This window comes from Saccharothrix sp. BKS2, from assembly GCF_047689505.1.
In the GTDB taxonomy this organism is placed as follows: domain Bacteria; phylum Actinomycetota; class Actinomycetes; order Mycobacteriales; family Pseudonocardiaceae; genus Actinosynnema; species Actinosynnema lopnurensis.
This window is the reverse complement of the sequence record NZ_JAUQOL010000010.1, coordinates 249,482-276,223: the sequence shown is the minus strand read 5'-3', so window position 1 is coordinate 276,223 and position 26,742 is coordinate 249,482. Positions and strand designations below refer to the sequence as shown.

The following is a 26,742-nucleotide window of genomic DNA, read 5'->3' as shown; positions in this document are numbered from 1 at the left end:
TGCTGGAGAGATAGGGGTGGGTTAGAGGACTTCGAGGGGGTCCAGCTTCACCCGGACCGCCTCGGGTTCCTTCCTTGCGCTGCGGACCGACTGGAGTTCGCTGAGGACTGCGGCCAGCGATCGGCCGTCCGGGCGGGCTACTCGGACCAGGGCGCGTTCCCGGTCCTCGTCCAGGGGAACCGGGCCCAGGACTTCGCCGCTCGGGGGTAGTTGGAGGTCGTCGAGGACGGCGGCCAGTGCGTCCCGGGAGCCGTCGACCGTGGCCATGCGCACCGCCGGCGGGAAGCCCAGCTCTTCCCGGGCCGCCAGTTCCTGCCTGGCGTGCCACACCGGGTCCCAGCGGACCAGTGCCTGCACCGGCGCCAGGGACGAGTCCGCGATCACCACGACCCGGCCGGCCTCGTGCACCAGCGCCGCCGCCGTCATCCAGCGGCGCAGCGCTTCTTCGGCAGCCCGCAGGTCGGCTCGGCCCAGCAGGGCCCAGCCGTCCAGCAGCAGGGCGGCGCCGTAGCCGTCCGGGGCCACCGGTTCCGCGCCGGGGGTCGCGACCACCAGCGACCGGCCGCCGGGGACGGTGGACAGCACCTCGTCGCCGCCCGACGTGCGGACCGGGACGCCGTTGAACGCCCGGCCCAGCTCCTCGGCCGTGCGGCGGGCGCCGATGATCTGGCCGCGCAGCCGGCGTGAGCCGCAGGTCGGGCAGCGGTAGGCGGCTTCGGTCGCGCCGCACCAGCGGCAGTACGCGGGCCTGGGCTCGCCGTCCCGGGTGCCGCCCGGCAGGGCCAGGGGTCCCGCGCAGCGTCGGCACCGGGCGGGTGCCCGGCACTGGCCGCACGCCAGGGCGGGCACGTAGCCCCGGCGCGGCACCTGGATCAGGACCGGGCTGTCGGCCGACAGCGCGGCGCGGGCCGCGTCGAACGCCATGGACGGGAGCCTCGCCGATCTCGCCGCCGGGTCTTTCACCTCCTGCCAGTCGTTGTCGCCGACGGCCGCCACGCGCGGCGCCACCGAGCGCAGCGTGTCGCGGGCCGCCACCACCTCGTGCGCCCAGCCGCTGTCGACGAGCAGCTGGGCCTCGGCGGTCCGGGCGAAACCGCCGACCAGGAACGAGGCGCCGGTCAGGTGCGCGCGCTGCACCAGCACGTCACGCACGTTCGGGTAAGGCATCCGGGGTTCGGAGTGCAGGTCGTCGCCGTCGTCCCACACCACGACCAGGCCCAGGTCGTGCACCGGTGCGAACGTGGCCCCGCGCGTGCCGAGCACCACCCGCACCGAGCCCCGTCGCACGGCCAGCCACCGCTTGTACCGCTCGGAGGGCCCGAGGTCGGCCGACAGCGCCACCACGTCCGCCTCGTGCATGAGCGCGAGGCACGCCGCGTGCAGCCTGGCCAGGTCACGGTGGTCCGGCACGACCACCAGCGCGCCCCGCCCGGTGCTGGCCATCGAGGCCGCCGCCTCGGCCAGCCGGGCCGGCCAGTCCTCGGCGGGCAGCGCCTGCCACACCGCCCTGGCGGCACGACCCGAGCGCAGCGCCTCCAGGAGGCGGGAGCCGAGCGGGTACCGCGCCCAGCCCTCCTCCGGCGGCGCCACCGGCGCGGGCCCGGGTTCCGGCGACGGCTTCGCCTCGGCCCGCGCGTGCCGGGGCGGGATCGCCATGCGCAGCACGTCGATCAACGACCCCGCGTACCTGTCGGCCACCGCCCGCGCCAGCTCCGCGACCTCCGGGGACAGCACCGGCTCGGACGACACCACCCGGTCCAGGAAGGTGAGCTTCCGGCCGTACTCCGAGGACTCCGCCCGCTCCAGCAGGTAGCCGTCCACCAGCTGCCCCGCGAACCGCACCCGGACCCGGCAGCCGGGCACCGCGTCCGCGTCCTGCTCCGCGGGGACCAGGTAGTCGAACGGGCGGTCCAGGTGGGCCAGCGGCACGTCGACGGACACGCGGGCAACCGGCATCGAGGCGGCGGGGACCCGCTCCCCGCGCCTGCTGCCCGCCTCGCCCGCCACGGGGGGAGGTCTACCAGAGACCGCTGGCGACACTCGCGGCCCGGGTGGCGGCGGGCGGCCCGTCACGACCGCGTTCGGGGACCGGTGGTGAGAAGGGGCCGGAAGGAGGAGGGGCGGAGGAGGGAGAGAGGGCCTGGGGCAGGGGGTGGGATGGGGTCATGGATCTAGTATCGAACAGGTGTTCGATGGGGGCAAGGTCTCGGTCGGGTGATCGTTTGGGCGCGGCGGTGGTGAGTGGGCGCGGCCTCCCCCAAGGCTCCACCCGGCGGATTCCCGGGGAAGAAGTACGGTTCGTCCGAACGCCGCTCCGAAGTCCACCGTGAGCCCCGGTGCCCGAACCCGCCCCCCCCGACCTCCGCGTCGCCCGCTTCCTCCCGCGCGCGGCGGTCGGCCCGCGCACCCTGCCGCTGATCAGGCTGCTGACGAGGCTGCGCGGGAACCGCCCGCCGCAGGGCGCGGAACGGGTGCGGGTCGAGCCCGGGGTGTCGATGTTCGTGTTCCGGCCGGCCGACGCGCCCGCCGGGCCCCGGCCCGCGCTGCTGTGGGTCCACGGCGGCGGGCTGGTGATGGGCAGCGCCGCGCAGGACGCGCGGTTCTGCCGCCGGGTGGCCGACGAGCCGGGGGTCGTGGTGGCCGCGGTGGAGTACCGGCTCGCGCCCGACTACCCCTTCCCCACGCCGCTGCACGACTGCTGGGCGGCGCTGCGCCGGTTGGCCGACCAGACCGACGTCGACCCGGGCCGCGTCGCGGTCGGCGGCGCGAGCGCCGGTGGTGGTCTGGCGGCCGCGCTCGCGCTGCCGGCCAGGGAGCGCGGGGACGTGCGGCCGGTGTTCCAGCTGCTGGTGTACCCGATGCCGGACGACCGGACCTCGGCGCGCACCGACGTCGACGAGAGCCGGCTGCGCATGTGGAACGTGGACAGCAACCGCTTCGGCCGGCGCTCCTACCTGGGGTCCGACCACGCGGCCGACGTGTCGCCGCTCGCGGCGCCCGCGCGCTGCGCGGACCTGTCGGACCTGCCGCCCGCCTGGATCGGGGTGGGCACCAACGACCTGTTCCACCGGGAGGACGTCGCCTACGCCGACCGGTTGCGGCGGGCGGGTGTCGGCTGCGAGCTGCTGGAGGTGCCCGGCGCCCACCACGGGTTCGACGCGGTCCAGGGCAGGGCGGGGGTCTCGCGGGCCTTCACGGACGCGCAGGTCGCGGCGCTGGCCGACGGGCTCGGCACCGGTGGCCGGACCCGCGGCCGACCCCGCCGACCGGCGAACACGGCCCAGCGGCCCGGGGGCCCCGGGCCCCGGCGTGGTGGCCGGGGTCCTGGTCGGCCGCTCAGGCCGTTGGGTCGCGCCTGCCCGGCCGCACCGGCCCCGCTCAGGCCCCCGCCGCGGCACGCAGCGCGGTCGCGCGGTCCGTGTTCTCCCACGGCAGGTCGATGTCCGTGCGCCCGAAGTGGCCGTAGGCGGCGGTCGGGGCGTAGATCGGCCGCAGCAGGTCCAGGTCGCGGATGATCGCGGCCGGGCGGAGGTCGAAGACCTCCTCGATGGCCTGCTGGATCTTCTGCGGGTCGACCGTCTCGGTGCCGAAGGTCTCCACGAACAGCCCGACCGGCGCGGCCTTGCCGATCGCGTACGCCACCTGCACCTCGATGCGCGTGGCCAGCCCCGCCGCCACGGCGTTCTTCGCCACCCAGCGCATCGCGTACGCCGCCGACCGGTCCACCTTCGACGGGTCCTTGCCGGAGAACGCGCCGCCGCCGTGGCGGGCCATGCCGCCGTAGGTGTCGACGATGATCTTGCGCCCGGTCAGGCCCGCGTCGCCCATCGGGCCGCCGATGACGAACCGGCCGGTGGGGTTGACGAGCAGCCGGACGTCCGAGGTGTCCAGGCCCAGCTCGGCGATCTCCGGCGCCACCACGTGCTCGCGCACGTCGACGCCGAGCAGCTTCTCCAGGTCGATGCCGTCGGCGTGCTGGGTGGACACGACCACCGTGTCCAGGCGCACCGGCTGGTCGCCCGCGTACTCGATGGTGACCTGGGTCTTGCCGTCGGGCCGCAGGTAGGGCACGGTGCCGTCCTTGCGGACCGCGGTCAGCCGCCGGGACAGGCGGTGGGCCAGCGCGATCGGCAGCGGCATCAGCTCGGGGGTGTCGGTGCAGGCGTAGCCGAACATCAGGCCCTGGTCGCCGGCGCCCTGCTTGGCGATGTCGTCCTGCTCGCCCTCGACCCGCTGCTCGAACGCGGTGTCCACGCCCTGCGCGATGTCGGGCGACTGGGCGCCGATGGCCACGTTGACCCCGCAGGAGTGGCCGTCGAAGCCCTTGGCCGAGGAGTCGTAGCCGATCTCCAGGATCTTGTCCCGCACGATGGACGGGATGTCCGCGTACGCCTCGGTGGTCACCTCGCCCGCGACGTGCACCTGACCGGTGGTGACCAGGGTCTCCACCGCCACCCGCGAGCGGGGGTCCTTGGCCAGCAGCGCGTCCAGGATCGAGTCGCTGATCGCGTCGCAGATCTTGTCGGGGTGTCCCTCGGTCACGGACTCGCTGGTGAACAGCCTGCTGCTGTGCTGGCTCAACGACACTCCCTGGCTAGACCGATCCGCGAACGGGACCAGCTTACTTAGCCTGACCAGGGAGTACCCCGAAGTTCGGCGGAGGGCGCAATGGCGTCCCACACAACGGACGCGAGTTGCGCCTTCGAACCGTGCGGGATGGGGGTCTCCGCGCCGCCGGAGGACAGCAGCCAGCCGGCGTTGTCCTCGACCTCGAACGCCTTGCCGTCGCCGACCGCGTTGACCACGAGCCAGTCGCAGCCCTTGCGCTTGAGCTTGGCCCGGCCGTACCCCAGCACGTCGGTCTCGGCGTCGCCGGTCTCGGCGGCGAAGCCCACGACGACCTGGCCGGGGCGGCGGGCGGCGACCAGCTCGGCGAGGATGTCGGGGTTGCGGGTGAGCGCGACGGGCTCGGGGTCGCGGTCGCCCTTCTTGATCTTGTGCTCGACGGTCGAGACCGGCCGGAAGTCCGCCACGGCGGCGGCCATCACCAGCACGTCGGCGGACCCGGCGGCGGCGTGCATGGCCGTGCGCAGCTCCTCGGCCGAGCCCACGCGCACCAGGTCGACGCCCGCGGGGGTGACCAGGTCGGCGGTGTGGGCGGCGACGAGGGTGACCCGCGCGCCGCGCTGGGCGGCGACCCTGGCCAGGGCGTGGCCCTGCCTGCCGGACGAGCGGTTGCCCAGGTAGCGCACCGGGTCGAGCGGTTCGCGGGTGCCGCCCGCGGACACCACGACGTGCCGGCCCTCCAGGTCGCGCGGCAGCGCGTCGGGGCGGGCCAGCAGCAGCCGGGCCAGGTCCACGATCTCGGCGGGCTCGGGGAGCCTGCCCTTGCCGGTGTCCTTGCCGGTCAGCCTGCCGCTGGCGGGCTCGGCCACCACCACGCCGCGCGAGCGCAGCAGCGCCACGTTGGCCCGGGTGGCCGGGTGCTCCCACATCTCGGTGTGCATCGCGGGCACGAGCAGGACCGGGCAGCGGGCGGTCAGCAGCGTGTTGGTGAGCAGGTCGTCGGCCAGGCCGTGGGCGGCCTTGGCGATCAGGTTGGCGGTGGCGGGCGCCACGACGACCAGGTCGGCGGTCTGCCCCAGTCGCACGTGCGGCACCGAGGGGACGTCCTCGAACACCCCCGCCTGCACGGGCTGGCCGGACAGGGCCTCGAACGTCGCCGCGCCGACGAACCTGAGCGCCCCTTCGGTGGGCACGACGCGCACGGAGTGGCCGGACTCGGTGAGCCGGCGCAGCACCTCGCACGCCTTGTACGCGGCGATGCCCCCGCCGACCCCGAGGACGACCCCGGGGCGGCCGGGGGCGTCGACGGTCCCGGTCACTCGCCTTCGGTGTGCTCCAGGAGACCCGCGTGGATCTCCCGGAGCGCGATCGACAGCGGCTTCTCGCGCGGGCCCGGCTCGACCAGCGGGCCGACGTACTCCAGCAGGCCCTCGCCGAGCTGGGCGTAGTAGTCGTTGATCTGGCGCGCCCGCTTGGCCGCGTAGATCACCAGCGCGTACTTCGAGCTGACCTGCTCCAGCAGGTCGTCGATCGGCGGGTTGGTGATGCCCTCCGGAGAACCCGACAGCGGGCCCAGCTCGGTGTGCGTGGTCACTCGTCAACGCTCCTGCGGTTGGTGTGCGTTCGGGGTCGTCCCGCGCCTGCCGCGCACGCGTCAGGGCGTGCCGGGCGCAGGGCCGACCACCAAGTTTAGCAAGCTCGTGGCGGCGGACTCGACGTCGTGGTTGACCACGACGTCGTCGAACTCCGGCTCGGCCGCCAGCTCCTCGCGGGCGATCTCCAGCCGGCGGGCCACCACGGCGGGGTCCTCGGTGCCCCGGCCGACCAGCCGGCCGACCAGGTCGTCCCAGGACGGCGGGGCCAGCATGACCAGCCGGGCCCCCGGCATCGCGGCCCGGACCTGGCGCGCCCCCTGGAGCTCGATCTCCAGCAGGGAGGGCCGGCCCGAGGCCAGGGCCCGCTCGACCGGCTCCCTCGGGGTGCCGTAGCGGTTGCCCGCGAACTCGGCGTGCTCCAGCAGCTCGCCGTCGTGGGCCATCCGGTGGAACTCGGCCACGTCGACGAAGTGGTAGTGCACCCCGTCGACCTCGCCCGGCCTCGGCGCCCTGGTGGTCACCGAGACGCTGAAGTGGATGTCGGGCTCCCGGCGGCGCAGCTCGGCCAGCACGCTGGACTTGCCGACGCCGGAGGGCCCGGACAGGACGGTGAGGCGGGGCCGGGCGCGTGCGCCCGACCCCGCCCCGGTGCCATCACTCACTCGCCGCTGAACTCGGTGAGCAGCGCCTTGCGCTGCCGCTCACCGAGGCCGCGCAGCCGGCGGCTCGGCGCGATCTCCAGGCGCTCCATGATCTGCTGCGCGCGAACCTTGCCGACGCCCGGAAGGGCCTCGAGCAGCGCGGACACCTTCATCTTGCCAAGGACCTCGTCGCTCTCGGCGGCCTTCAGCACGTCCGTCAGGGTCGTGCCGCCACGCTTGAGGCGCTCCTTGAGCTCAGCCCGAGCGCGACGAGCGGCAGCAGCCTTCTCCAGCGCTGCGGCCCGCTGCTCCTCGGTAAGCTGGGGAAGGGCCACGATTTCCTCCGTGGTGTGGGAATTTCAATTCTGGATCGGTGCCGCGACCGTACCGAGCGCAATTGCCTGGGTACAACGTTGCTCCCAGTCAGGTGAATCTTTCCAGCGCCGGTGTGGTGCGGCGGGTGGTAGTAGTACCAACACCCTCCAACAGGTCCATCACCGCCACCGGTAACGCGTTGCGCACGACCTGTGTGGTATGCGCTCGATGGGGGATGGACCCGTTGGTGGACTGGACCGTACCAGGGACCGTTTGCGCAGGTGAGCGGACCACGTTAAGCGTGTCGCGATTTGATCGTGATCACATCTCCAGCGAGCGCCGCGCGGCGTCCACCGCGGACCGCAGGGATGCGGTCCCCGGACCGTGCCGCAGCACGTCCCGGGAGGACGCCGGCAGCACCCCGGGCAGGTCCTCGCCGAACAGCGCGCGCAGGTCCCCGACCGTCCCGCCCTGGGCCCCGAAACCGGGCGCGAGGATGGGTCCTCGCAGGTCGGACAGGTCGAGGTCGAGTCGGCCCACGGTCGCGCCGATGACCAGTCCGACGTCGCCGAGGGGCTCGGCGCCCGCGTTCGCGCGGGCCGCCTCGTCCACCACCGACTGGGCCACCGACCGGCCGTCCGGACCCGCCGCGCGCTGCACGGAAGCCCCCTCCGGATTCGAAGTCAACGCGAGTGCGAATATTCCGCGACCGCTCGCCGCGGCCGCTTCCAGGGCGGGGCGCAGGGAGCCGAACCCGAGGTACGGCGACACCGTGACCGCGTCGCCGGCCAGGGGGGAGCCCTCGGTGAGGTACGCCGCCGCGTAGGCGGCCATGGTGGAGCCGATGTCGCCGCGCTTGGCGTCCACCAGGACGAGGGTGCCGCTGTCGCGAAGGCCGGAAATGACCTTTTCCAACACCGCCACGCCCCGGGACCCGTATGCCTCGAAGAACGCGGATTGCGGTTTCACCACCGCGACGCGGCCCCCGAACGCCTCGACGCAGGTGAGCGCGAAGCGCTCCAGCCCGGAGGCGTCCCGGGGCAGCCCCCAGGACGCCAGCAGGCCGGGGTGGGGGTCGATGCCGACGCACAGGGGCCCGTACCGGGACACCGCCGCGGCCAGGCGCTCCCCGAACCTCATTCGCCACCCCGCAGGGCCGCCTGGAGGGCCTGGAGCGGCCGCACGCCGATGTCACCGCGGATGGCCGCCTCGATGCCGTGCACGGCCGCCGCCGCGCCCTGGATCGTGGTGACGCACGGGATGTCCTTGGCCACCGCCGCGGTGCGGATCTCGTAGCCGTCCACCCGCGGCCCGTTGTTGCCGTAGGGGGTGTTGATGATCAGGTCCACGGTGCCGTCGAGGATCGCGTCGACCACGTTGTTCTCGCCCTCGAAGTGCTTGCGGACCACCGTGCACGGGATGCCGTTGCGGCGCAGGACCTCGGCCGTGCCGCTGGTGGCCAGCACCTCGAAGCCCAGGTCGGCGAGCCTCTTGACCGGGAAGATCATGGCCCGCTTGTCCCGGTTGGCCACCGACACGAACACCCGGCCCGAGGTGGGCAGGGAGCCGTAGGAGGCGGTCTGGGACTTGGCGAAGGCGGTGCCGAAGGACACGTCGATGCCCATCACCTCGCCGGTGGACTTCATCTCCGGGCCGAGCAGCGAGTCGACGCCCTTGCCCTCCGGGGTGCGGAACCGGTGGAACGGCAGCACGGCCTCCTTGACCGCCACGGGGGCGTGCGCGGGCAGCCGGGCGCTGTCGCCGGTGGCGGGCAGCAGCCCCTCCTCGCGCAGCTGCGCGACGGTGGCGCCGAGCATGATCCGGGCGGCGGCCTTGGCCAGCGGCACCGCGGTGGCCTTGGACACGAACGGGACGGTCCGCGAGGCCCGCGGGTTGGCCTCCAGGACGTAGAGCACGTCGTCCTTGAGCGCGTACTGGACGTTGAGCAGGCCGAGCACGCCGATGCCCCGGGCGATGGCGAGCGTGGAGCGGCGGACGCTCTCGATGTCGCTCTCGCCCAGCGTGATGGGCGGCAGCACGCAGGCCGAGTCGCCGGAGTGCACACCGGCCTCCTCGATGTGCTCCATCACGCCGCCGATGAAGACCTCCTGCCCGTCGAACAGGGCGTCCACGTCGATCTCGATGGCGTCGTCGAGGAACCGGTCGACCAGCACCGGGTGCGCGGGGCTGACCTCGGTGGCGCGCCGGATGTAGCCGTGCAGCGACTCCTCGTCGTAGACGATCTCCATGCCGCGGCCGCCCAGCACGTAGGACGGGCGCACCAGCACCGGGTAGCCGATCTCGTCGGCGATGGCCTTGGCCTGCGCGAACGAGGTGGCGGTGCCGTACTTCGGGGCGGGCAGGCCCGCGTCGGTGAGCACCTGGCCGAACGCGCCGCGGTCCTCGGCGAGGTCGATGGCGTGCGGCGGGGTGCCCACGATCGGCACGCCCGCGTCCGCCAGGCGCTGCGCCAGGCCCAGCGGCGTCTGGCCGCCGAGCTGGACGACGACGCCCGCGACGGTGCCGGAGCGCTGCTCGGAGTGGAAGACCTCCAGCACGTCCTCGAAGGTCAGCGGCTCGAAGTAGAGCCGGTCGGAGGTGTCGTAGTCGGTCGACACGGTCTCCGGGTTGCAGTTGACCATCACCGTCTCGTACCCGGCTTCGCGCAGCGCCATGGCCGCGTGCACGCACGAGTAGTCGAACTCGATGCCCTGGCCGATGCGGTTGGGCCCGGAGCCGAGGATCAGCACCTTCGGCCGCTCCCGCTGCTCGGTGACCTCGGTCTCGGCCTCGGGGTCCAGCTCGTAGGCCGAGTAGTGGTACGGGGTGCGGGCGGCGAACTCGGCGGCGCAGGTGTCGACGGTCTTGAACACCGGCCGCACGCCCAGCCGGTGGCGCAGCGCGCGCACGCCGTCCTCGCCGGCCAGCTCGGGGCGCAGCGCGGCGACCTGGCGGTCGGACAGGCCGGCCCGCTTGGCCTTGCGCAGGAGGCGCTCGTCGAGCACGGGCGCGCTCTCCAGCTCGCGCCGCAGGTCGACCAGCCAGGCGATCTGCTCCAGGAACCACGGGTCGATGCGCGACGCCTCGTGCACCTGCTCGATGCTCGCGCCGAGCCGCAGCGCGCGCTCCACCGTGTAGAGCCGCCCGTCGTGGCCCGTGCGCATCGCCTCCAGGGCGCCCTCGACCGTCCCGTCGGGGTCCGTGGCCAGGGCGGAGTCGGGCACCGTCCAGAAGCCGCCGGCCTTGGTCTCCATCGAGCGCAGGGCCTTGCCGAACGCCTCGATGAAGCTGCGGCCGATCGACATGGCCTCGCCGACGGACTTCATGGTCGTGGTGAGGGTGCGGTCCGCGCCGGGGAACTTCTCGAAGGCGAACCGCGGCACCTTGACCACCACGTAGTCCAGCGCCGGCTCGAACGACGCCGGGGTCTCGCCGGTGATGTCGTTGCGGATCTCGTCGAGGCTGTAGCCGATGGCCAGCTTCGCGGCGATCTTGGCGATCGGGAAGCCGGTCGCCTTGGACGCCAGCGCGGAGGAGCGGGACACGCGCGGGTTCATCTCGATGACGACCATGCGGCCGTCCTCGGGGTCGAAGGCGAACTGGATGTTGCAGCCGCCGGTGTCCACCCCGACCTCGCGGATGACCGCGATGCCGACGTCGCGCATGTGCTGGAACTCGCGGTCGGTGAGCGTCATCGCCGGGGCCACGGTCACCGAGTCGCCGGTGTGCACGCCCATCGGGTCGATGTTCTCGATGGAGCAGACCACGACCACGTTGTCGTTGCGGTCGCGCATCAGCTCCAGCTCGTACTCCTTCCAGCCGAGCACGCTCTCCTCGATCAGCACCTCGGTGACCGGGGACTCCGCGAGGCCGGTGGCGGCCAGCCGCTCCAGCTCCTCGGGGGTGTGCGCCATGCCCGAGCCGAGGCCGCCCATGGTGAACGACGGCCGGATGACCACCGGCAGGCCCAGCTCGGCGACGGTCTCGCGGACCTCGGCCATGGACCGGCACACCGAGCTGCGCGGCACCTCGGCGCCGATCTTGCGCACGATGTCCTTGAACATCTGGCGGTCCTCGCCGCGCTGGATGGCGTCGATGTCCGCGCCGATCAGCTCGACGTCGTACTTCTCCAGCACGCCCCGCTCGTGCAGGGCGATGGCGGTGTTCAGCGCGGTCTGCCCGCCCAGGGTGGCCAGCACGGCGTCCGGGCGCTCGGCCGCGATGACCTTCTCCACGAACTCCGGGGTGATCGGCTCGATGTAGGTGGCGTCGGCGAACTCCGGGTCGGTCATGATCGTCGCGGGGTTGGAGTTGACCAGGGAGACCCGGATGCCCTCCTCGCGCAGGACCCGGCACGCCTGGGTGCCGGAGTAGTCGAACTCGCACGCCTGACCGATGACGATCGGGCCGGAGCCGATGACCAGCACGTGCTTGAGATCAGTCCTCTTCGGCATGTCAGCGACCCTCGTCCATCATCGTCACGAACTCGTCGAACAGCGGGGCGGCGTCGTGCGGACCGGCCGCCGCCTCCGGGTGGTACTGCACGCTGAACGCGGGCACGTCGAGCGCGCGCACGCCCTCGACCGTGCCGTCGTTCGGGCAGTAGTGGCTGAGCTGGACGCGGCCGAAGTCGGAGCTGAACTCCTCCCCCGGCTCGCCCTCCAGCGCGAAGCCGTGGTTCTGCGCGGTGATGGCGACCCGGCCGGTGGCCACGTCGATGACCGGGATGTTGATGCCCCGGTGGCCGTAGCGCAGCTTGTAGGTGTCGCGGCCCAGGGCGCGGCCCAGGATCTGGTTGCCGAAGCAGATGCCGAACAGCGGGATGCGCCGGTCCAGCACGCCGCGGGTCAGCTCGACCGCGTGCGCCTGGGTGGCCGGGTCGCCGGGGCCGTTGGACAGGAACACGCCGTCCGGGTTGACCGCGGCGATCTCCTCGACGGTCGAGGACAGCGGCAGCACGTGCACCTCGATGCCGCGGGCGGCCATCATCCGGGGCGTGTTGGACTTGATGCCCAGGTCCAGCGCGGCGACCGTGAACCGGCGCCCGCCGACCGCCTCGACCACGTAGGGGCGGGGCGTGGTCACGTCGCCCGCGAGGTCCGCGCCCGTCATCTCCGGGGCGGTGCGCACGCGCTCCACCATCTCCTCGGCGGGGGCCAGCTCGTCGCCGGAGAACACGCCCGCGCGCATCGCGCCCCGCTCGCGCAGGTGGCGGGTGAGCATCCGGGTGTCGATGCCGGCGACGCCGACGACGCCCTGCCTGGTCAGCTCCTCGTCCAGGCTCCGGCGGGAGCGCCAGTTGGACGGCACGCGCGCCGGGTCGCGCACCACGTACCCGGCGACCCAGATGCGGCCCGACTCGTCGTCCTCGTCGTTCCAGCCGGTGTTGCCGATCTGCGGTGCGGTCTGCACCACGATCTGGCGGTGGTAGGACGGGTCGGTCAGGGTCTCCTGGTAGCCGGTCATGCCGGTGGAGAACACCACCTCGCCCAGGCTCGCGCCGAGCGCGCCGTACGCCTCGCCGCGGAACACCCGGCCGTCCTCGAGAACCAGTGCCGCGTTGGTCATCGGTCGCCTCCCAGGGCTCGCACCCACTGCTCGTACACGTCTTTGTCATCGCCCCGGAACCCGGTGTCGAGCACCCGGTCCCCGAGCTGCCAGCGCACGACCAGCAGGCCGTCCGCGGTCATCACCTTCCCGGCGAGGCCGCGGGCCGTCCGCGCGCCCTCGACCCGCTCCGCCGGGATCCACAGCGGGCTCGCGCCCTCGCGCTCCACCAGCAGGCCCCGCTCGGTGAGCCTGAGCACCGCCTCGGCGCGGTGGCCGACGTCGCCCACGGCGACCCGGTCCTGCCAGTCGTCGCCGAGGGTCGTGCCGACGTAGACGCCGGTCGTCTCCAGCACGGTGGCGCCGGTGTCGGCGGGCGCCGGCGGGAACCCGGGCAGGTCCGCCTGGCGCCGCTGGCGGTTCCGCCAGCCGCGCCACATGCCGTACAGGCAGAGCAGGAAGATCGCCAGGACCGCCAGGGACAGCAGCACGCGGGTCATTCGGCGATCCTTCCGCCGAGTGCCGTCACGCGCCCGCGCAACACGGTGGCGAGCACCGCGCCGGGCAGCTCCATCCCCTCGAACGGGGTGTTGGCCGCGATGCTGGCCAGCTCGGCGCCGCGCACGGTCCAGCGGGCGGTCGGGTCGACCAGGGTCAGGTTGGCGGGCTCGCCGACCTCGATCGGGCGACCCTGGTCGGGCAGGCCCGCGATGGCGGCGGGCCGCTCGCTCATCACCCGCGCCACGCCGCGCCAGTCGAGCAGGGCGGTCTCGACCATGGTCGCCACCACGATCGACAGCGCGGTCTGGAGGCCGAGCATCCCGGGCCTGGCGGCGGCCCACTCGGTGTCCTTGTCCTGGACGGCGTGCGGCGCGTGGTCGGTGGCCACGCAGTCGATGACGCCCTCGGCCAGCGCCCGGCGCAGCGCCTCGACGTCGGCGGTCGCGCGCAGCGGCGGGTTGACCTTGTTCACCGGGTCGTAGGTGGCCAGGCGCTCGTCGGTCAGCAGCAGGTGGTGCGGGGTGACCTCGGCGGAGACCTCGGTGCCGCGCGCCTTGGCCCAGGCCAGCACGTCGGCGGTGCCCGCGGTGGAGACGTGGCAGACGTGCAGGCGGGCGCCGACCTGCCTGGCGAGCAGGCAGTCCCGGGCCACGACCGCCTCCTCGGCGGCGGCCGGCCAGCCCTGGAGGCCCAGCCGGGCGGCGTGCTCGCCCTCGTGGGCCTGCGCGCCGACGGTGAGCCGGGGCTCCTCGGCGTGCTGGGCGACCACCACGTCCAGCGCCCTGCTGTACTCCAGGGCCCGGCGCATGATCAGCGGGTCGTGCACGCAGTGGCCGTCGTCGGAGAACACCCGCACGCCGGCCTTGGCCATGGTGCCCAGCTCCGCGAGCTTCTCCCCCTTGAGCCCGACGGTGACCGCGCCCACGGGGTGCACGTCCACCAGGCCGACCTCGCGGCCGCGGCGGGCGACGTGCCCGACCACCACCGCGTTGTCCGCGACCGGGTCGGTGTTGGCCATGGCGAACACGGCCGTGTAGCCGCCCAGCGCGGCGGCGGCCGAGCCGGTGGCGATCGTCTCGGTGTCCTCGCGGCCGGGTTCGCGCAGGTGGGTGTGCAGGTCGACGAAGCCGGGCAGCAGGACCGCGCCGTTGCCCTCGACCACGTCGGCGCCGTCCTCGGCGACCTCCCCGATCCCGGCGACGACGCCGTCGCGGATCAGCACGTCGACCGGGTCGCCCTCGCCGTAGGGCCTTACTCCCCTGAGGATCAAGGGGTTCACGAAGTCTCCTCCTCGTGGGCAAGCAGGTGGTACAGCACGGCCATGCGCACGTGCACGCCGTTGCGCACCTGGTCGGTGATGGCGGCGCGCGGCGAGTCGGCGACCGACGAGGCGATCTCCATGCCGCGCAGCATCGGGCCGGGGTGCAGCACGACGGCGTGCTCGGGGAGCAGCTTGAGCCGGTTGTCGTTCAGGCCGTAGGCGATGGAGTACTCGCGGGCGGACGGGAAGAAGTGCCCGTTGCCCCCCGCGCCGGCGGGCCCGCTGTACATCCGCTCCGCCTGCACCCGCAGCAGCATGACCGCGTCGTGGCTCGGCAGCTCGGCGTCCAGCTCGTGCGAAACGCCCACCGGCCAGTTCTCCACCCCGGCGGGCAGCAGGGTCGGGGGTGCGACCAACGTCACCTCCGCGCCGAGCGCGGTGAGCAGGTGGACGTTCGAGCGGGCCACGCGGCTGTGCAGCACGTCGCCGACGATCGCGATCCGGCGGTCGCGCAGGCCGCCCAGGCGTTCCCGCAGGGTGGCGGCGTCGAGCAGGGCCTGGGTGGGGTGCTCGTGCGTGCCGTCGCCCGCGTTGACCACGGACGTGCCCGCCTCGCGCAGCCAGCCGGCCAGCCGGTGCGCCGCGCCGGAGGCCGGGTGGCGGACGATCACGCAGTCCGCGCCCGCCGCGGCCAGGGTCAGCGCGGTGTCGCGCAGCGACTCGCCCTTGCCGACGCTGGAGCCGGACGAGGAGACGTTCACCACGTCCGCGCTCATCCACTTGCCCGCGATCTCGAAGCTGACCCGGGTGCGGGTGGAGTTCTCGTAGAACACGGTGACGACCGTGCGACCGCGCAACGTGGGGAGTTTGCGCACTTCACGGCCTTCGAGGGCCTGCTTGAGCCGGGCCGCGGTGTCGAGCACCGCGGTGGCCTCGGCCGGGTCGAGCCCCTCGGTGGACAGCAGGTGCTTCACCGCAGGACCACCCCGTCGCGGTCGTCGAACTCCGACAGCAGCACGTGGACCTCCTCGGACCGCGCGGTGGGCACGTTCTTGCCCACGTAGTCGGCGCGGATCGGCAGCTCCCGGTGCCCCCGGTCGACCAGCACGGCCAGCTGCACGGCGCGCGGGCGACCGTGGTCGCGCAGGGCGTCGAGCGCGGCGCGGATGGTGCGGCCGGAGAACAGCACGTCGTCCACCAGGACCACGAGCTTGTCGTCCACGCCGCCGTCCGGGAGCCTGGTGTCCTCCAGCGGCCGGGTCGGGCCCCGCCGCAGGTCGTCGCGGTAGAGGGTCACGTCCAGGGTGCCGGTGGGCACCTCGACCCCGCTGAACTCGGCGATCCGGGTTCCCAGCCGGCGCGCCAGCGGCGCGCCCCGGCTCGGGATCCCCATCAGGACTACTTCCGGTGCGCTGGGTGCACCTAGAGCGGTCTTCTCGATGATCTGATGGGCCATTCGGGCGACGGTGCGCGCGACGTCGCCGGCCGACAGGAGCTCGCGCTCCCCGGCCGGGTCCGTCGCGCCACGTTGACGCGGCGCCACGGTGGACCTCCTTCCCCGCCTCGCAGGACGGGTCCTTAAAGGACGTCGGACACCCGGTTGCGACCGGGCTGACCAGCACGGTATCAGGCGGCGGCGGTCAATCTTCCGGGTGGTGTCCCGGGTCTCGCCCACCTGTCCCAGCGAGATCAGCTTGACCTGGTGACCACGGAGAGCAATCATTACTCTGCGTATTGATCTAAGCCTCCCCGCGGCAGTCCCCTACCGGCTGACGGGGCGAATGAACGGAGAACCGCCACATGGGCGACTACGCCAAGGCGCTGGGGGCAAAGCTCCGCGCGATCCGACAGCAGCAGGGCTTGTCCCTGCACGGCGTCGAGCAGAAGTCCGGCGGTCGCTGGAAGGCCGTGGTCGTGGGCTCTTACGAGCGCGGCGACCGAGCCGTCACCGTGCAGAAGCTGGCCGAGCTGGCCGACTTCTACGGGGTGCCGGTGGCCGAACTGCTGCCGGAGGGTCGGGTCCCGTCCGGCGCCGAGCCCGCCACCAAGATCGTCATCAACCTGGAGCGGCTGCAACAACTGCCGGCGGAGAAGGTCGGGCCGCTCGCGCGGTACGCGGCCACCATCCAGAGCCAGCGCGGTGACTACAACGGCAAGGTGCTGTCGATCCGGACCGAGGACCTGCGGTCCCTCGCCATCATCTACGACATGACACCCGGCGAGCTGACCGAGCAGCTCATCGACTGGGGTGTGCTCCCCCCCGAGGCCCGTCCGGCCAAGGAGGACTGAGCACGATCCGCCGGGGACCGGCCGGTGTCACCGGCTCCCGGCGGGGCCGAGCACGACGATAGGGGGCCGCGCCCCGCTCGCCACGAGCGGGACACGACCCCCTACCGGTGTTGCTACAGGACCGCGCGGAGCTGGTCGGCGATGACCGCGATGCGGCCCAGCACGCCGTTGACGAAGCGCGGCGAGTCGTCCGTGGACAGGCCCTTGGCCAGCTCCACCGCCTCGTCGATGGCCACCGCGTCGGGCACGTCCGCCGCCCACAGCAGCTCGTAGAGCCCGAGCCGCAGCACCGCCCGGTCCACCGCCGGCATCCGCTGGAGGGTCCAGCCCTCGGAGTGCTCGGAGATCAGGTCGTCGATGCGCGAGCGGTGCGCGGTGACGCCCTCCACGAGGGTGATCGTGTAGTCGTTGACCGGCGGCACGTCGGTGGAACCGACCCGCTCGGCGATCAGCGTGACCGGGTCGGCCCCCCGCACGTCCGCCTCGTAGAGGACGTCGACCGCGCGCTTGCGGGCCTTGCTGCGTGCGCCCATCTCAGCCGTTCACGCGGCCGAGGTAGCGGCCGTCGCGGGTGTCGACCTTGATCTTCTCGCCGGTGGTGACGAACAGCGGGACCTGGATCTCCGCGCCGGTCTCCAGCGTGGCGGGCTTGGTGCCGCCGGTGGAGCGGTCGCCCTGGAGGCCCGGGTCGGTGTGCTGGATGACCAGCTCGACCGAGGTCGGCAGCTCCACGTAGAGCGGGGTGCTCTCGTGGATGGCGACGACCGTGTCCTGGTTCTCCAGCATGTAGTTCGCCACGTCGCCGACGGTCTCCGCCGGGACGGTGATCTGGTCGTAGGTCTCGCCGTCCATGAAGACGAAGTCGGCGCCGTCCTTGTACAGGTACGTCATGCCGCGCTTGTCCACGGTCGCCGTGTCGACCTTGGTGCCCGCGTTGAAGGTCTTGTCCACGACCTTGCCGGACAGGACGTGCTTCAACGTGGTGCGCACGAAGGCGCCACCCTTGCCCGGCTTGACGTGCTGGAACGCGGTGACGGTCCAGAGCTGGCCGTCCAGGTTCAGCACCAGGCCGTTCTTCAGGTCGTTGGTCGTGGCCACGGTGGTGGGCTCTCCTGTGGGTGAGTGCTGGCGAGCGCCGGCTCCGGCCGGCTTCTCCGACGTCAGACGACCACGAGCTCTTTCGTGGTCAGGGTGAGGAGCTCCGGGGCGCCTTCGCGCACCACGAGCGTGTCCTCGATGCGAACACCACCCTTCCCGGCCAGGTACACACCGGGCTCGACGGTGACCGCCATACCGGGCAGAAGTGTACCGTCACCCGCCTTGGACAGCGCCGGAGCCTCGTGGATCTGGAGGCCGACGCCGTGGCCGAGACCGTGGAGGAAGTGCTCGCCGTGGCCCGCCGCGTCGATCACGCCGCGCGCGGCCGCGTCCACGGCCGAGACCTCGGCGCCGACCGCCAGCGCGGCGCGGCCCGCCGCCTGGGAGGCCGCGACCAGCCGGTGGAGGTCGCGCTGCCAGTCCGCGGCGCGGCCGACGACCAGGGTGCGGGTCATGTCCGAGTGGTAGCCGTCGACCAGGGCGCCGAAGTCGATCTTGACGAGGTCGCCGTGCTGGACCTGCGCGTCGGTGGGCCGGTGGTGCGGCACCGCCGAGTTCGCGCCGGCCGCCACGATCGACTCGAACGACGGGCCGGCCGCGCCGTGGTCGAGCATCCGGCTCTCCAGCTCGCGCGCGATCTCCCGCTCGGTGCGGCCGGGGCGCAGGCCGCCGTGCTCGACCAGGCCGGCCAGGGCGCGGTCGGCCGCCGCGCAGGCCATGCGCAGCGCCTCCACCTCGGCGTCGTCCTTGACCAGCCGCAGCGCCTCGACCAGGCCGGGCGCGCGGACCAGCGCCACGTCGCCGGCCGCGGCCCGCAGCGCGTCCAGGCCGTCCACGGTCACGTGGTGGCTCTCGAAGCCCACCCGGCGCAGGCCGCGGGCCCGCTTGAGCAGCACCGCGTCGCAGGGCCGGTCGACGACCCGCGCCAGGTCCGGCACCTGGGCGGCGGCCTGGGTGAGGTAGCGGCCGTCGGTGCAGAACGCGGTGGACCCGTCCGACTCGGCGTGCACCAGGAGCGCGGCGTTCGAGCCGGTGAAGCCGGTCAGGTAGCGGACGTTGAGCAGGTTGGTCACCAGCAGGGCGTCCAACTCCTGCGCCCGGAGCGAGGCCCGCAGGGCGGCACGGCGAGTGGCGTGGGGCATACCCGCAGCCTAGGGCCACCGGGGCCGAGGTACGGGGCCACACGATCGGCTGAACTTCGGGGGTCCTGGTGGGCACATAGGGTGGAGGTATGCGCACGTGGCTGGTTCGCGGGTTCACCCTGGGGTTGCTCCACGGCGCGGTGCAGACGGGCATCGCGGCGGTGAACGCGCACAGCCCGGGGGCCGCCTCGTCGACCAGGTACATCGCGCTGGCGCTGCTCGTGGTCGTCGGGGTGCTGTGGGGCGCGCTGGACGCGTGGCGCGGGATGGGGGGCGCCGGGCTGGTGTGGTTCCGCGCCGGGCTGGTGGCCGGGCCGGTGGCGGGGGTCGTCGGGGTGGCGGGGCGGTCGCTGGTCGACCAGACGGGGTTGGAGGCGCTGGGGTCGGCGCTGACCGGGGGCGCGGCGTTCACCGCGCTGCTGGTGATGGCCGCGGCGGGGGTCGGGGTCGCGGTCGGCGGTCGGCTGCCCCAGCCGGAGGGGGTTCCGGGGGAAGCGGGTCGGGAGGAAGAGGTGCGGGGGGAGGCCCGGCGGGAAGGGGCCCGGCGGTCGGGTCGGGTGCGGTAGTCCGCCACCGTCCCCCTCTTCAGCCCTCCTCTTCAGCGGCGCAGGCCGCCCGCCTTCTCGTAGGCCGCCCAGGCGCGCTGCCCCACGTCGGTGACCGGGGAGGAGTTCAGCGCGGCCACCTCGGCGTCGTCGACGAGCCACAGCCGGTCGCCCTCCAGCAGCAGGCCCACCTGCCCGTCCGGCGCGCGCACGGCCGGCACCCCCGCCGGGACGCGTTCGACGACCTCCAGCCGGTCCACCGCGGGCGGGCGGCGGTCCAGTACGCGGGTGGCCAGGCGGTCTGCCACCGAGCGGCGCTCGACGCGCACCACCTCGCCGCCCAGCACCAGGTCGACGGTGTTCTCCGGGGACGGCACCGCGAAGCCGTCCAGGACGCGGGCCGCCTCCTCCGTCGCGCAGCCGGGCACGCCCGCGAGGTCCAGGCCGAAGCGGGCCAGGGCGGTCGGCGCGCCCGACTCCCCCTCGACCGTCGCGCGGACCACGTCCACCGGGACCCGGCCGCACGGGTCCTCCGGCGAGGTGGGCGCGTGCCCGGTGGGGGTCCGGACCAGGCCGGGGCCCTCCGCCCACGGTCCGGGGATGTGCACCGGCGGGTGCGGGTTGGCGGTGAAGTCGCGGTTCCAGGACGTCAGGGTGGTGCCGTGCTCGGTGGAGTGGGCGATGACGAACGCCTCCAGCGCGTCCACGTACATCCAGTCGGCGCTGAAGGCGTCGACGATCGAGCGGGTGCGCGGGCGCGTGTCGGGCGCCGCCGTGAAACCGCCGGGGCCGAGCGCCTGCACGCCGGTGGCGAAGGTCGGGTCCTGGGAGCGCAGCACGAACTGGCCCGCGCCGTTCCACCCGGCCGCCGCGCCCGTGGTGTCGGTGAACATCAGGTAGACCCAGCCGTCCAGCCACAGCGCCGACACCTGGCCCGCGCCGTAGACGTTGTCCCTGATCACCTCGCCGGACGGGGTGATGATCGGGCCGCTGCCCCACCGGGTCCAGGTCAGGCCGTCGGAGCTGACCGCGACGCCGACGGCGCTGCCGTTGTCCACGTTGTCGCGCTCGGCGGCCGTGTAGTAGAGGTAGTAGACGCTGCCGACCTTGATCACCGACGGGTCGCAGGTGTGCATGGCGTCGAAGCCGGAGCCGCTGCCGGAGAACACGGGCCGGGCGGGGCTGCCGTCGGGCGCGGCGAACGGGCCGTCCGCCGAGGTGGCCTCCGCGTAGAGCACGTCGTCGCCGTCGGGCTGGGCCACGCCGAGCTGGCTGCACCACCACATGCGGTGCCGGCCGCCCTCGACCACCAGCGAGGGCGCGTAGTTGTAGGCCGAGTCACCGCCGCCGACCGCGACCACGCCGCCGCTCCGCCTGCCCCGGTCGGCGGCCAGCGCCACGGGTTCCGGGACGGGCGCCGGTGAGCTGCCGCCCGTGGCCGACGGGCTCGGCGCGGCGCTGACCTGGAGGGTTCCCGGTGCGGGGTCGGCGGCGCTCGGGGCGCAGGCCGCCAGGGAAGCGGCGGCCAGCGCGAACCCGAGGAGCCTCGCCGCTCCCCGTACGGACCTGGGCATGCGGGACTGGTCTCCACTTCTGCGGACGAGTCGGTACGCCGGTGGACGCACGGCGACCGGCTCGGCCCAGTGTAGAGATCGGCTCACTTGTTCGGGTGTCACCCGATCGGTGCCGGCAGTGATCGCTCCCGGCAGTGATCGAGCTCGGCAGTGATCGAGCTCGGCAGTGATCGGGGCCGGCAGTGATCGAGCCCGGGAAGAGGCTCCTCTTCCGACCCCGCGGGTGCGGCGGCCCCGCCGCACCCGCCCGGGATGTCAGAGCAGGACGCTGCCGCCGGCCTTCGACTCGCCCGCGACCGCCGAGTAGGCCGCCGCGACCAGGGCCGGGTCCGGGCCCTCCAGGCGGCCCGGCTTGGCCAGCCCGTCGAGCACCACGAACCGCAGCACGCCCGACCGGTTCTTCTTGTCCGAGCGCATGCCCTCCATCAGCTCGGGCAGCGCGTCGGGGTCGTAGCTGGTCGGCAGGCCCAGGGAGGTCAGGACCGCGCGGTGGCGGTCGGCCGTGGCGTCGTCCAGGCGGCCGGCGAGCCGGGCCAGTTCGGCGGCGAACACCAGGCCCACGCTGACCGCCGCGCCGTGGCGCCACCGGTAGCGCTCGCGGCGCTCGATCGCGTGCCCCAGGGTGTGGCCGTAGTTCAGGATCTCGCGCAGGTCGGACTCGCGCAGGTCGGTGGACACCACGTCGGCCTTGACCTGGATCTTGCGGCGGACCAGCTCCTCGATCACGTCGCCGGCCGGGTCGAGCGCGGCGGCCGGGTCGGCCTCGATCAGGTCGAGGATCGCCGGATCGGCGATGAACCCGCCCTTGACCACCTCGGCCATGCCCGCGACCAGCTCGTGGGGCGGCAGCGTCTCCAGCGTCGCCAGGTCGACCAGCACGGTGCTCGGCTCGTAGAACGTGCCGACCAGGTTCTTGCCCGCGTCGGTGTTGATGCCGGTCTTGCCGCCGACGGCGGCGTCGACCATGCCCAGCAGCGTGGTCGGCACGTGGACCAGCCGCACCCCGCGCATCCAGGTGGAGGCGACGAACCCGGCCAGGTCGGTCACCGCGCCGCCGCCGAGACCGATCACCACGTCCCGCCGGCCCAGACCGATGTGGCCGAACACGTCCCAGCAGTAGCCGGCGACGCGCAGCTCCTTGCCGTCCTCGGCGTCCGGGACCTCGACGCGGTGCGCGTCGACCCCGGCGGCGATCAGCTCGTCGCGGACCGCCTCGGCGGTCGCGGCCAGCGTGGGCGTGTGGACGATCGCCGCCTTGGCCGTGCCGCGCACGAGTTCGACCAGGTCACCGAGCAGGCCACGGCCCACCACCACGTCGTACGGTCGCTCCGCGGCCACGCGGATACGCACCGGCTCGCCCATTACCGCTCCCCTCCGTCGTTCACCATTCGACCACGACCGCCCCCGGCCCGTGACCGCACCGCACCCGGTCGGGAGCGGTCAACCGCACCGGTCGAGCACGGCGTCCACCACCTGCTCCGGGGACAGGTCGTCGGTGACCACCTCGACGGTGGCGACCTCCCGGTACAGCGGCAGGCGGGCGTCGAGCAGGGCCTTGAAGGTGGCGCGCGGGCTCACCCCGGCCAGCAGCGGGCGGGCGCTGGACAGGCCGGTGCGCCGCACCCCCTCGGCCATGCCGACGTTGAGGAACACCACGGTGTGGCCGGCCAGGCGCTGCCGGGTGACCGGGGACAGCACCGCGCCACCGCCCAGCGCGAGCACGCCGTCGTGGGTCGCCAGGGCGTCGGCGACGGCCTGCTCCTCCAGCGCGCGGAACACGGGCTCGCCGTCGGTGGTGAAGATGTCCGAGATCGGCTTGCCCGCGCTGGCCACCACGTCCTCGTCGGTGTCGCGGAAGGGCAGCCCGGTGCGCTCGGCGAGCAGGCCGCCGATCGTCGTCTTGCCCGCGCCGGGCGGCCCGAGGACGACGAACCTCGGGCTCACAGCCCCGCCCAGCGGGCTTCCAGGGCCTCCAGGTAGGAGGCGACGTTGCGCTTGGTCTCGGTGATCGAGTCGCCGCCGAACTTCTCCAGCGCCGCCTCCGCCAGCACCAGCGCCACCACCGACTCCAGCACCACGCCCGCGCGCGGCACCGCGCACACGTCCGAGCGCTGGTGGATCGCCACGGCCGGCTCGCCGGTGCGGACGTCGACGGTGGACAGGGCGCGCGGGACGGTCGAGATCGGCTTCATGGCCACGCGCACGCGCAGCGGCTCGCCGTTGGTGATGCCGCCCTCCAGGCCGCCGGCCCGGTTGCTGCGCCGGGTGACGCCCTTCGCGCCGGTGCCCCGGTCGATCTCGTCGTGGGCCTCGCTGCCCCACCGCTCGGCGGTGGTGAAGCCGTCGCCGACCTCCACGCCCTTCATCGCCTGCACGCCCATCAGCGCGCCGGCCAGCCGGGCGTCGAGCCTGCGGTCCCAGTGCACGTGCGAGCCGAGACCGGGCGGCAGGCCGTAGGCGATGACCTCGATGACGCCGCCGACCGTGTCACCGGCCTCCTTGACGGCCTCCACCTCGGCGACCATGGCGTCCGTGCCGCGCTGGTCGAAGGCGCGGACCGGGCTGGCGTCGACCGCGGCCAGGTCGCCGGGACCGGGCACCGCGGCGTCGGCCGGGGTCTTGGCCCTGCCGATCGACACCACGTGGCTGATCACGTCGACGTCGAAGACCTGCTTGAGGAAGTGGCGGGCGACCGTGCCCAGCGCGGTGCGGGCGGCGGTCTCCCGGGCGCTGGCGCGCTCCAGGACGGGCCGGGCCTCGTCGAAGCCGAACTTCTGCATACCGGGCAGGTCGGCGTGCCCGGGGCGCGGCCGGGTCAGGGCCTCGTTGCGGCCGGTGGGCTTGAGCTCGGCCGGGTCGACCGGGTCGGCGGACATCACCGTCTGCCACTTCGGCCACTCGGTGTTGCCGATCCGGACGGCGACCGGGCCGCCCTGGGTCAGGCCGTGGCGCACACCGCCCAGGATCTCGACCTCGTCGGCCTCGAAGCCCATGCGGGGGCTCCGCCCGAACCCGAGGCGACGCCGCTCCAGTTGGGCGGTCAGGTCGGCGGTCGTGACCTCGACCCCGGCGACCATGCCTTCCAGCACGGCGACGAGGGCGGGCCCGTGGGATTCCCCAGCAGTCATCCAGCGCAGCACGCCGAGGATCTTTTCACAGCGTGAACGGGACGGGGGCGGTCGGGCGGGGCCCACCGGGTGCGCTCAGCCGGCGGACAGCACCGCCAGCCACGCGGCGGTCAGCAGCCCGGGGCCGTGGGGCACGCCGCCCGCCCGGCGCCGGGACGCCGCGACCGGGGTCACCACGACCAGGGTCACCGCGCTCGCCACCACCGCGCCCGCCGGTAACGCCCACCAGGACACCGACGCCAGCACGGCGCCCACCGGACCCGCCAGCTTCACGTCGCCACCGCCCATCGCGGACGGCGCGAGCAGCCGCACGGCCAGGTGGAAGCCGAAGAACAGCGCGGCTCCCGCCACCGCCCGCCACGGGTCGGCCCCCGCCCACCACAGCGCCAGGCCCACCAGCGGGTAGGCGGGCAGCGTCATGGCGTCGGGCAGCCGCCGGTGCCGGAAGTCCACGACCGACAGCAGCACGCCCAGCCACGCCACCAGCAACGCCAACGGCAGCCACCGGGGCGGGGCGAGCAGGGTGCTCGGCCACCAGAGCGCGGCCGTGGGCACGGCGCACCACAGCGGGTGGACCACCGCCCCCCTCGGCGCGGAACGGAGAAAACGGGCGCCCAGCGCACCGGCGCAGAAACCGGACGAGGAAACCAGACCAGATGAGACGGAGCCCGAGAAGCCGGGACCCGAGAAGCCGGAGCCGAAGAGGACGGAGCTGAAGAGGACGGAGCCCGGCGGAGTGACGGATCCGAACGGGACGGACGCGAGGAGCGCCGACGAGAGCGGCGCGGACGAGGTGATGACCATGCGTCCAGCGTCGTGGCGAGGTCCGGGGCGGGGCAACGGGGAACGCGGGTGAACGGTCCGTTCACCCGCGTTCCCCGTCGAACCGACCTCAGCGCCGCCAGGAGAACAGCGCGTCCCCCGCGACCACCGGACCGTCGGCCTGGTCGAGCAGCACCTCCGGCGCCGCGTCCAGCGCGATCACCGGGCAGATCGGCGCGAAGCCCGCCGCCTCGACCTCGGCCGGGTCCCAGGTCACCACGGGTTGACCGGCCCGCACCGACTCGCCCTTGACCACGTGCAGCGTGAAGCCCTCGCCCTTGCGCTTGACCGTGTCGATCCCGAGGTGCACGAGCACCGCCGCACCGTCCTCGGTGGCCACGACGAACGCGTGCGGGTGCAGCGTCACCACCGTCCCGTCCACCGGGGACACCACCTCGGCGCCGCCGCGCTCGGGCTCGACCGCCACCCCCGGCCCCACCATGGCCTGCGCGAAGACCGGGTCCGGCACCTCGGTCAGCGGCACCACGCGGCCGCTGACCGGGCTCGTCACGCGCAGCGTCACAGCAGGTCCTCGATGTCGCTCGCGATGGTGTCGGCCTCGGGGCCGACGACGACCTGCACCACGTTGCCCGCCCGCATCACGCCGTGCGCGCCCAGGCCCTTGAGCGCCTTCTCGTCCACCAGCGAGCCGTCCTCCAGCTCGCAGCGCAGGCGCGTGATGCAGGGTTCGATCTCCACGATGTTGTCCGCGCCGCCGAGCGCGGCGAGGATCCGCTCCGCCTTGTCGTCCGCCACTTGAAGTCCTCTCTCGACACCTGGCCCGAGGGTGCCACCGCTCGGGCACGGTCCCGTAACGGCGGTTGACACCCGGTCGGCGCGCGGAGCATCCTCCCCGCACCAACTGGTCTAGACCGGAAAGTACCAATCCGGGTGTCCTGGGGCGAGCACGGGGGAGGTGTCGTGGGCGACGAGCGGAACGCCGGCCGGGAGGCCGCCGGGCGGGAGATCACCGACGGGCCGCGCCCCAAGCACGCCCAGCTCCGCGACATCCTGCGCCGGACGGCCGAGCAGGAGCTGCCGCCCGGCTCCCCCATCCCCTCCGAGCGCGACCTCGCCCAGCGCTACGGCGTCTCCCGCATCACGGTCCGCGCCGCGGTCGGCCAGCTCGTCAGCGAGGGGCTGCTGACCAGGGCCAAGGGCCGGGGCACGTTCACCGCCCGGCGCCGCATGGACGTCCAGCTCTACCTGGAGTCCTTCACCGACGACATGCGCCGCCGCGGCCTGGTCCCGGCGACCGGGGTCGTGTCCTGCGCGCAGGAGGTCCCGCCGCCCGCGGTGGCCGGCGCGCTCGACCTCGGGCCCCGCGAACCGGCGTTCCGGCTCGTCCGGCTGCGCCGCGCCGACGGCGTGCCGCTGGCCGTCGAACGCGGCTGGTACAACCCCCGGGTCGTCCCGGACCTCGACCGGCACGACCTGACGACCTCGCTCTACACGCTCATCGCCGACGCCTACGGGGTGCAGCTCGACCACGCCGGTCAGACGGTGTGGGCCGAGGCCGCCGACCCCGCCACCGCGAAGCTGCTGGACGTCCGCGCGGGCGCGCCGCTCCTGGTCTTCCGCCGGGTGAGCTCCGCGCAGGGCAGGCCAGTCGAGGACATGACGTCCTGGTACCGGGGCGATCTCTACCAGGTGACCATGCAGTTGGACCGGACCGACCCGGGATCCGGCCCGCACCACTCCGCCACAAGGAGGTAACC

Annotated in this window: 26 protein-coding genes and 1 pseudogene; 4 read left to right on the top strand and 23 right to left on the bottom strand. The window is 73.8% G+C overall.

The features are described from left to right. Positions 1-21: 21 nt before the first annotated feature. Complete coding sequence (locus Q5530_RS22885; RefSeq protein WP_415364810.1) at positions 22-2,007, bottom strand: primosomal protein N'; 1,986 nt, start codon at positions 2,005-2,007, stop codon at positions 22-24. 488 nt (positions 2,008-2,495) lie between these two features. Between Q5530_RS22885 and Q5530_RS22880 the strand changes: the two are divergent. Then, a pseudogene (locus Q5530_RS22880) lies at positions 2,496-3,146 on the top strand (alpha/beta hydrolase); the annotation flags it as partial. 232 nt (positions 3,147-3,378) lie between these two features. Here Q5530_RS22880 and metK read toward each other — a convergent pair. From metK to pyrR, 12 genes are all read right to left on the bottom strand, one after another. Further along, positions 3,379-4,581: a methionine adenosyltransferase gene (metK, locus tag Q5530_RS22875; RefSeq protein WP_415364809.1), complete on the bottom strand. Its 1,203-nt coding sequence runs from the start codon at positions 4,579-4,581 to the stop codon at positions 3,379-3,381. Positions 4,582-4,625: 44 nt separating this feature from the next. Next, on the bottom strand, positions 4,626-5,885 hold the full coding sequence (coaBC, locus tag Q5530_RS22870; RefSeq protein ID WP_415364808.1) for a bifunctional phosphopantothenoylcysteine decarboxylase/phosphopantothenate--cysteine ligase CoaBC: 1,260 nt from the start codon (positions 5,883-5,885) through the stop codon (positions 4,626-4,628). Beyond that, on the bottom strand, positions 5,882-6,160 hold the full coding sequence (gene rpoZ / locus Q5530_RS22865) for a DNA-directed RNA polymerase subunit omega (protein ID WP_015103666.1): 279 nt from the start codon (positions 6,158-6,160) through the stop codon (positions 5,882-5,884). The genes coaBC and rpoZ overlap by 4 nt, the downstream gene beginning before the upstream one ends. A gap of 60 nt (positions 6,161-6,220) precedes the next feature. Continuing rightward, positions 6,221-6,823, bottom strand: a complete 603-nt coding sequence (gene gmk / locus Q5530_RS22860) for a guanylate kinase (protein WP_380633184.1) — start codon at positions 6,821-6,823, stop codon at positions 6,221-6,223. Further along, a complete protein-coding gene (mihF, locus tag Q5530_RS22855; RefSeq protein ID WP_033427832.1) occupies positions 6,820-7,137 on the bottom strand; it encodes an integration host factor, actinobacterial type in 318 nt (105 codons plus the stop codon). The genes gmk and mihF overlap by 4 nt, the downstream gene beginning before the upstream one ends. Positions 7,138-7,438: 301 nt before the next feature. After that, positions 7,439-8,257, bottom strand: coding sequence for an orotidine-5'-phosphate decarboxylase (gene pyrF, locus Q5530_RS22850; protein ID WP_380633182.1), 819 nt, complete (start codon positions 8,255-8,257; stop codon positions 7,439-7,441). Next, positions 8,254-11,571, bottom strand: a complete 3,318-nt coding sequence (gene carB, locus Q5530_RS22845) for a carbamoyl-phosphate synthase large subunit (RefSeq protein ID WP_415364807.1) — start codon at positions 11,569-11,571, stop codon at positions 8,254-8,256. The genes pyrF and carB overlap by 4 nt, the downstream gene beginning before the upstream one ends. Position 11,572: 1 nt before the next feature. After that, on the bottom strand, positions 11,573-12,685 hold the full coding sequence (carA, locus tag Q5530_RS22840; protein ID WP_415364806.1) for a glutamine-hydrolyzing carbamoyl-phosphate synthase small subunit: 1,113 nt from the start codon (positions 12,683-12,685) through the stop codon (positions 11,573-11,575). Next, positions 12,682-13,164 carry a transporter gene (locus Q5530_RS22835; protein WP_380633176.1) on the bottom strand — a complete coding sequence of 161 codons (483 nt, stop codon included), beginning with the start codon at positions 13,162-13,164 and terminating at the stop codon, positions 12,682-12,684. The genes carA and Q5530_RS22835 overlap by 4 nt, the downstream gene beginning before the upstream one ends. Beyond that, a complete protein-coding gene (locus Q5530_RS22830) occupies positions 13,161-14,444 on the bottom strand; it encodes a dihydroorotase (protein WP_415364805.1) in 1,284 nt (427 codons plus the stop codon). Before Q5530_RS22830 ends, Q5530_RS22835 begins: the two co-directional genes overlap by 4 nt. Beyond that, positions 14,441-15,400: an aspartate carbamoyltransferase catalytic subunit gene (locus tag Q5530_RS22825; protein ID WP_415364804.1), complete on the bottom strand. Its 960-nt coding sequence runs from the start codon at positions 15,398-15,400 to the stop codon at positions 14,441-14,443. The genes Q5530_RS22830 and Q5530_RS22825 overlap by 4 nt, the downstream gene beginning before the upstream one ends. Further along, positions 15,397-15,969, bottom strand: a complete 573-nt coding sequence (gene pyrR / locus Q5530_RS22820; RefSeq protein WP_380633170.1) for a bifunctional pyr operon transcriptional regulator/uracil phosphoribosyltransferase PyrR — start codon at positions 15,967-15,969, stop codon at positions 15,397-15,399. Before pyrR ends, Q5530_RS22825 begins: the two co-directional genes overlap by 4 nt. A gap of 257 nt (positions 15,970-16,226) precedes the next feature. Here pyrR and Q5530_RS22815 point away from each other — a divergent pair, with 257 nt between their 5' ends. Continuing rightward, positions 16,227-16,715 (top strand): transcriptional regulator, encoded by a 489-nt coding sequence (locus Q5530_RS22815; protein ID WP_015103676.1) that lies wholly within the window; start codon positions 16,227-16,229, stop codon positions 16,713-16,715. Between the two features lie 113 nt (positions 16,716-16,828). Here the strand turns inward: Q5530_RS22815 and nusB are convergent, their stop codons facing one another. The 3 genes from nusB to Q5530_RS22800 form a co-directional block, all read right to left on the bottom strand. Then, complete coding sequence (nusB, locus tag Q5530_RS22810; RefSeq protein WP_415364803.1) at positions 16,829-17,248, bottom strand: transcription antitermination factor NusB; 420 nt, start codon at positions 17,246-17,248, stop codon at positions 16,829-16,831. Between the two features lies 1 nt (position 17,249). Then, a complete protein-coding gene (efp, locus tag Q5530_RS22805; RefSeq protein ID WP_380633166.1) occupies positions 17,250-17,813 on the bottom strand; it encodes an elongation factor P in 564 nt (187 codons plus the stop codon). Positions 17,814-17,875: 62 nt separating this feature from the next. Next, positions 17,876-18,955 (bottom strand): M24 family metallopeptidase, encoded by a 1,080-nt coding sequence (locus Q5530_RS22800; RefSeq protein WP_415364802.1) that lies wholly within the window; start codon positions 18,953-18,955, stop codon positions 17,876-17,878. An 89-nt stretch (positions 18,956-19,044) separates the two neighbouring features. On the opposite strand from Q5530_RS22800, the gene Q5530_RS22795 reads away from it, so the two are divergent. Further along, a complete protein-coding gene (locus Q5530_RS22795; RefSeq protein ID WP_415364801.1) occupies positions 19,045-19,521 on the top strand; it encodes a hypothetical protein in 477 nt (158 codons plus the stop codon). A gap of 32 nt (positions 19,522-19,553) precedes the next feature. Here Q5530_RS22795 and Q5530_RS22790 read toward each other — a convergent pair whose 3' ends face one another. The 7 genes from Q5530_RS22790 to Q5530_RS22760 all read right to left on the bottom strand — a co-directional run bounded on the left by Q5530_RS22790 (position 19,554) and on the right by Q5530_RS22760 (position 25,780). Next, entirely contained in the window at positions 19,554-21,074 is a 1,521-nt protein-coding gene (locus Q5530_RS22790; RefSeq protein WP_415364800.1) for a beta-xylosidase, read from the bottom strand. Positions 21,075-21,329: 255 nt separating this feature from the next. Continuing rightward, positions 21,330-22,436, bottom strand: a complete 1,107-nt coding sequence (gene aroB, locus Q5530_RS22785; protein WP_415364799.1) for a 3-dehydroquinate synthase — start codon at positions 22,434-22,436, stop codon at positions 21,330-21,332. A 78-nt stretch (positions 22,437-22,514) separates the two neighbouring features. Beyond that, on the bottom strand, positions 22,515-23,018 hold the full coding sequence (locus tag Q5530_RS22780; protein WP_415364798.1) for a shikimate kinase: 504 nt from the start codon (positions 23,016-23,018) through the stop codon (positions 22,515-22,517). Further along, the gene (gene aroC, locus Q5530_RS22775) at positions 23,015-24,214 is read right to left on the bottom strand and encodes a chorismate synthase (protein WP_415364797.1); all 1,200 of its coding nucleotides are present in this window, start codon (positions 24,212-24,214) and stop codon (positions 23,015-23,017) included. Before aroC ends, Q5530_RS22780 begins: the two co-directional genes overlap by 4 nt. Before the next feature lie 63 nt (positions 24,215-24,277). After that, on the bottom strand, positions 24,278-24,781 hold the full coding sequence (locus Q5530_RS22770) for a prepilin peptidase (protein ID WP_415364796.1): 504 nt from the start codon (positions 24,779-24,781) through the stop codon (positions 24,278-24,280). Positions 24,782-25,094: 313 nt separating this feature from the next. Further along, positions 25,095-25,547: a PTS glucose transporter subunit IIA gene (locus Q5530_RS22765; protein WP_380633152.1), complete on the bottom strand. Its 453-nt coding sequence runs from the start codon at positions 25,545-25,547 to the stop codon at positions 25,095-25,097. Then, entirely contained in the window at positions 25,544-25,780 is a 237-nt protein-coding gene (locus Q5530_RS22760; protein WP_033427848.1) for a glucose PTS transporter subunit EIIB, read from the bottom strand. The genes Q5530_RS22765 and Q5530_RS22760 overlap by 4 nt, the downstream gene beginning before the upstream one ends. 165 nt (positions 25,781-25,945) lie before the next feature. Between Q5530_RS22760 and Q5530_RS22755 the strand changes: the two genes are divergently transcribed. Then, positions 25,946-26,740, top strand: a complete 795-nt coding sequence (locus Q5530_RS22755) for a GntR family transcriptional regulator (protein ID WP_415364795.1) — start codon at positions 25,946-25,948, stop codon at positions 26,738-26,740. Positions 26,741-26,742: the final 2 nt, after the last annotated feature.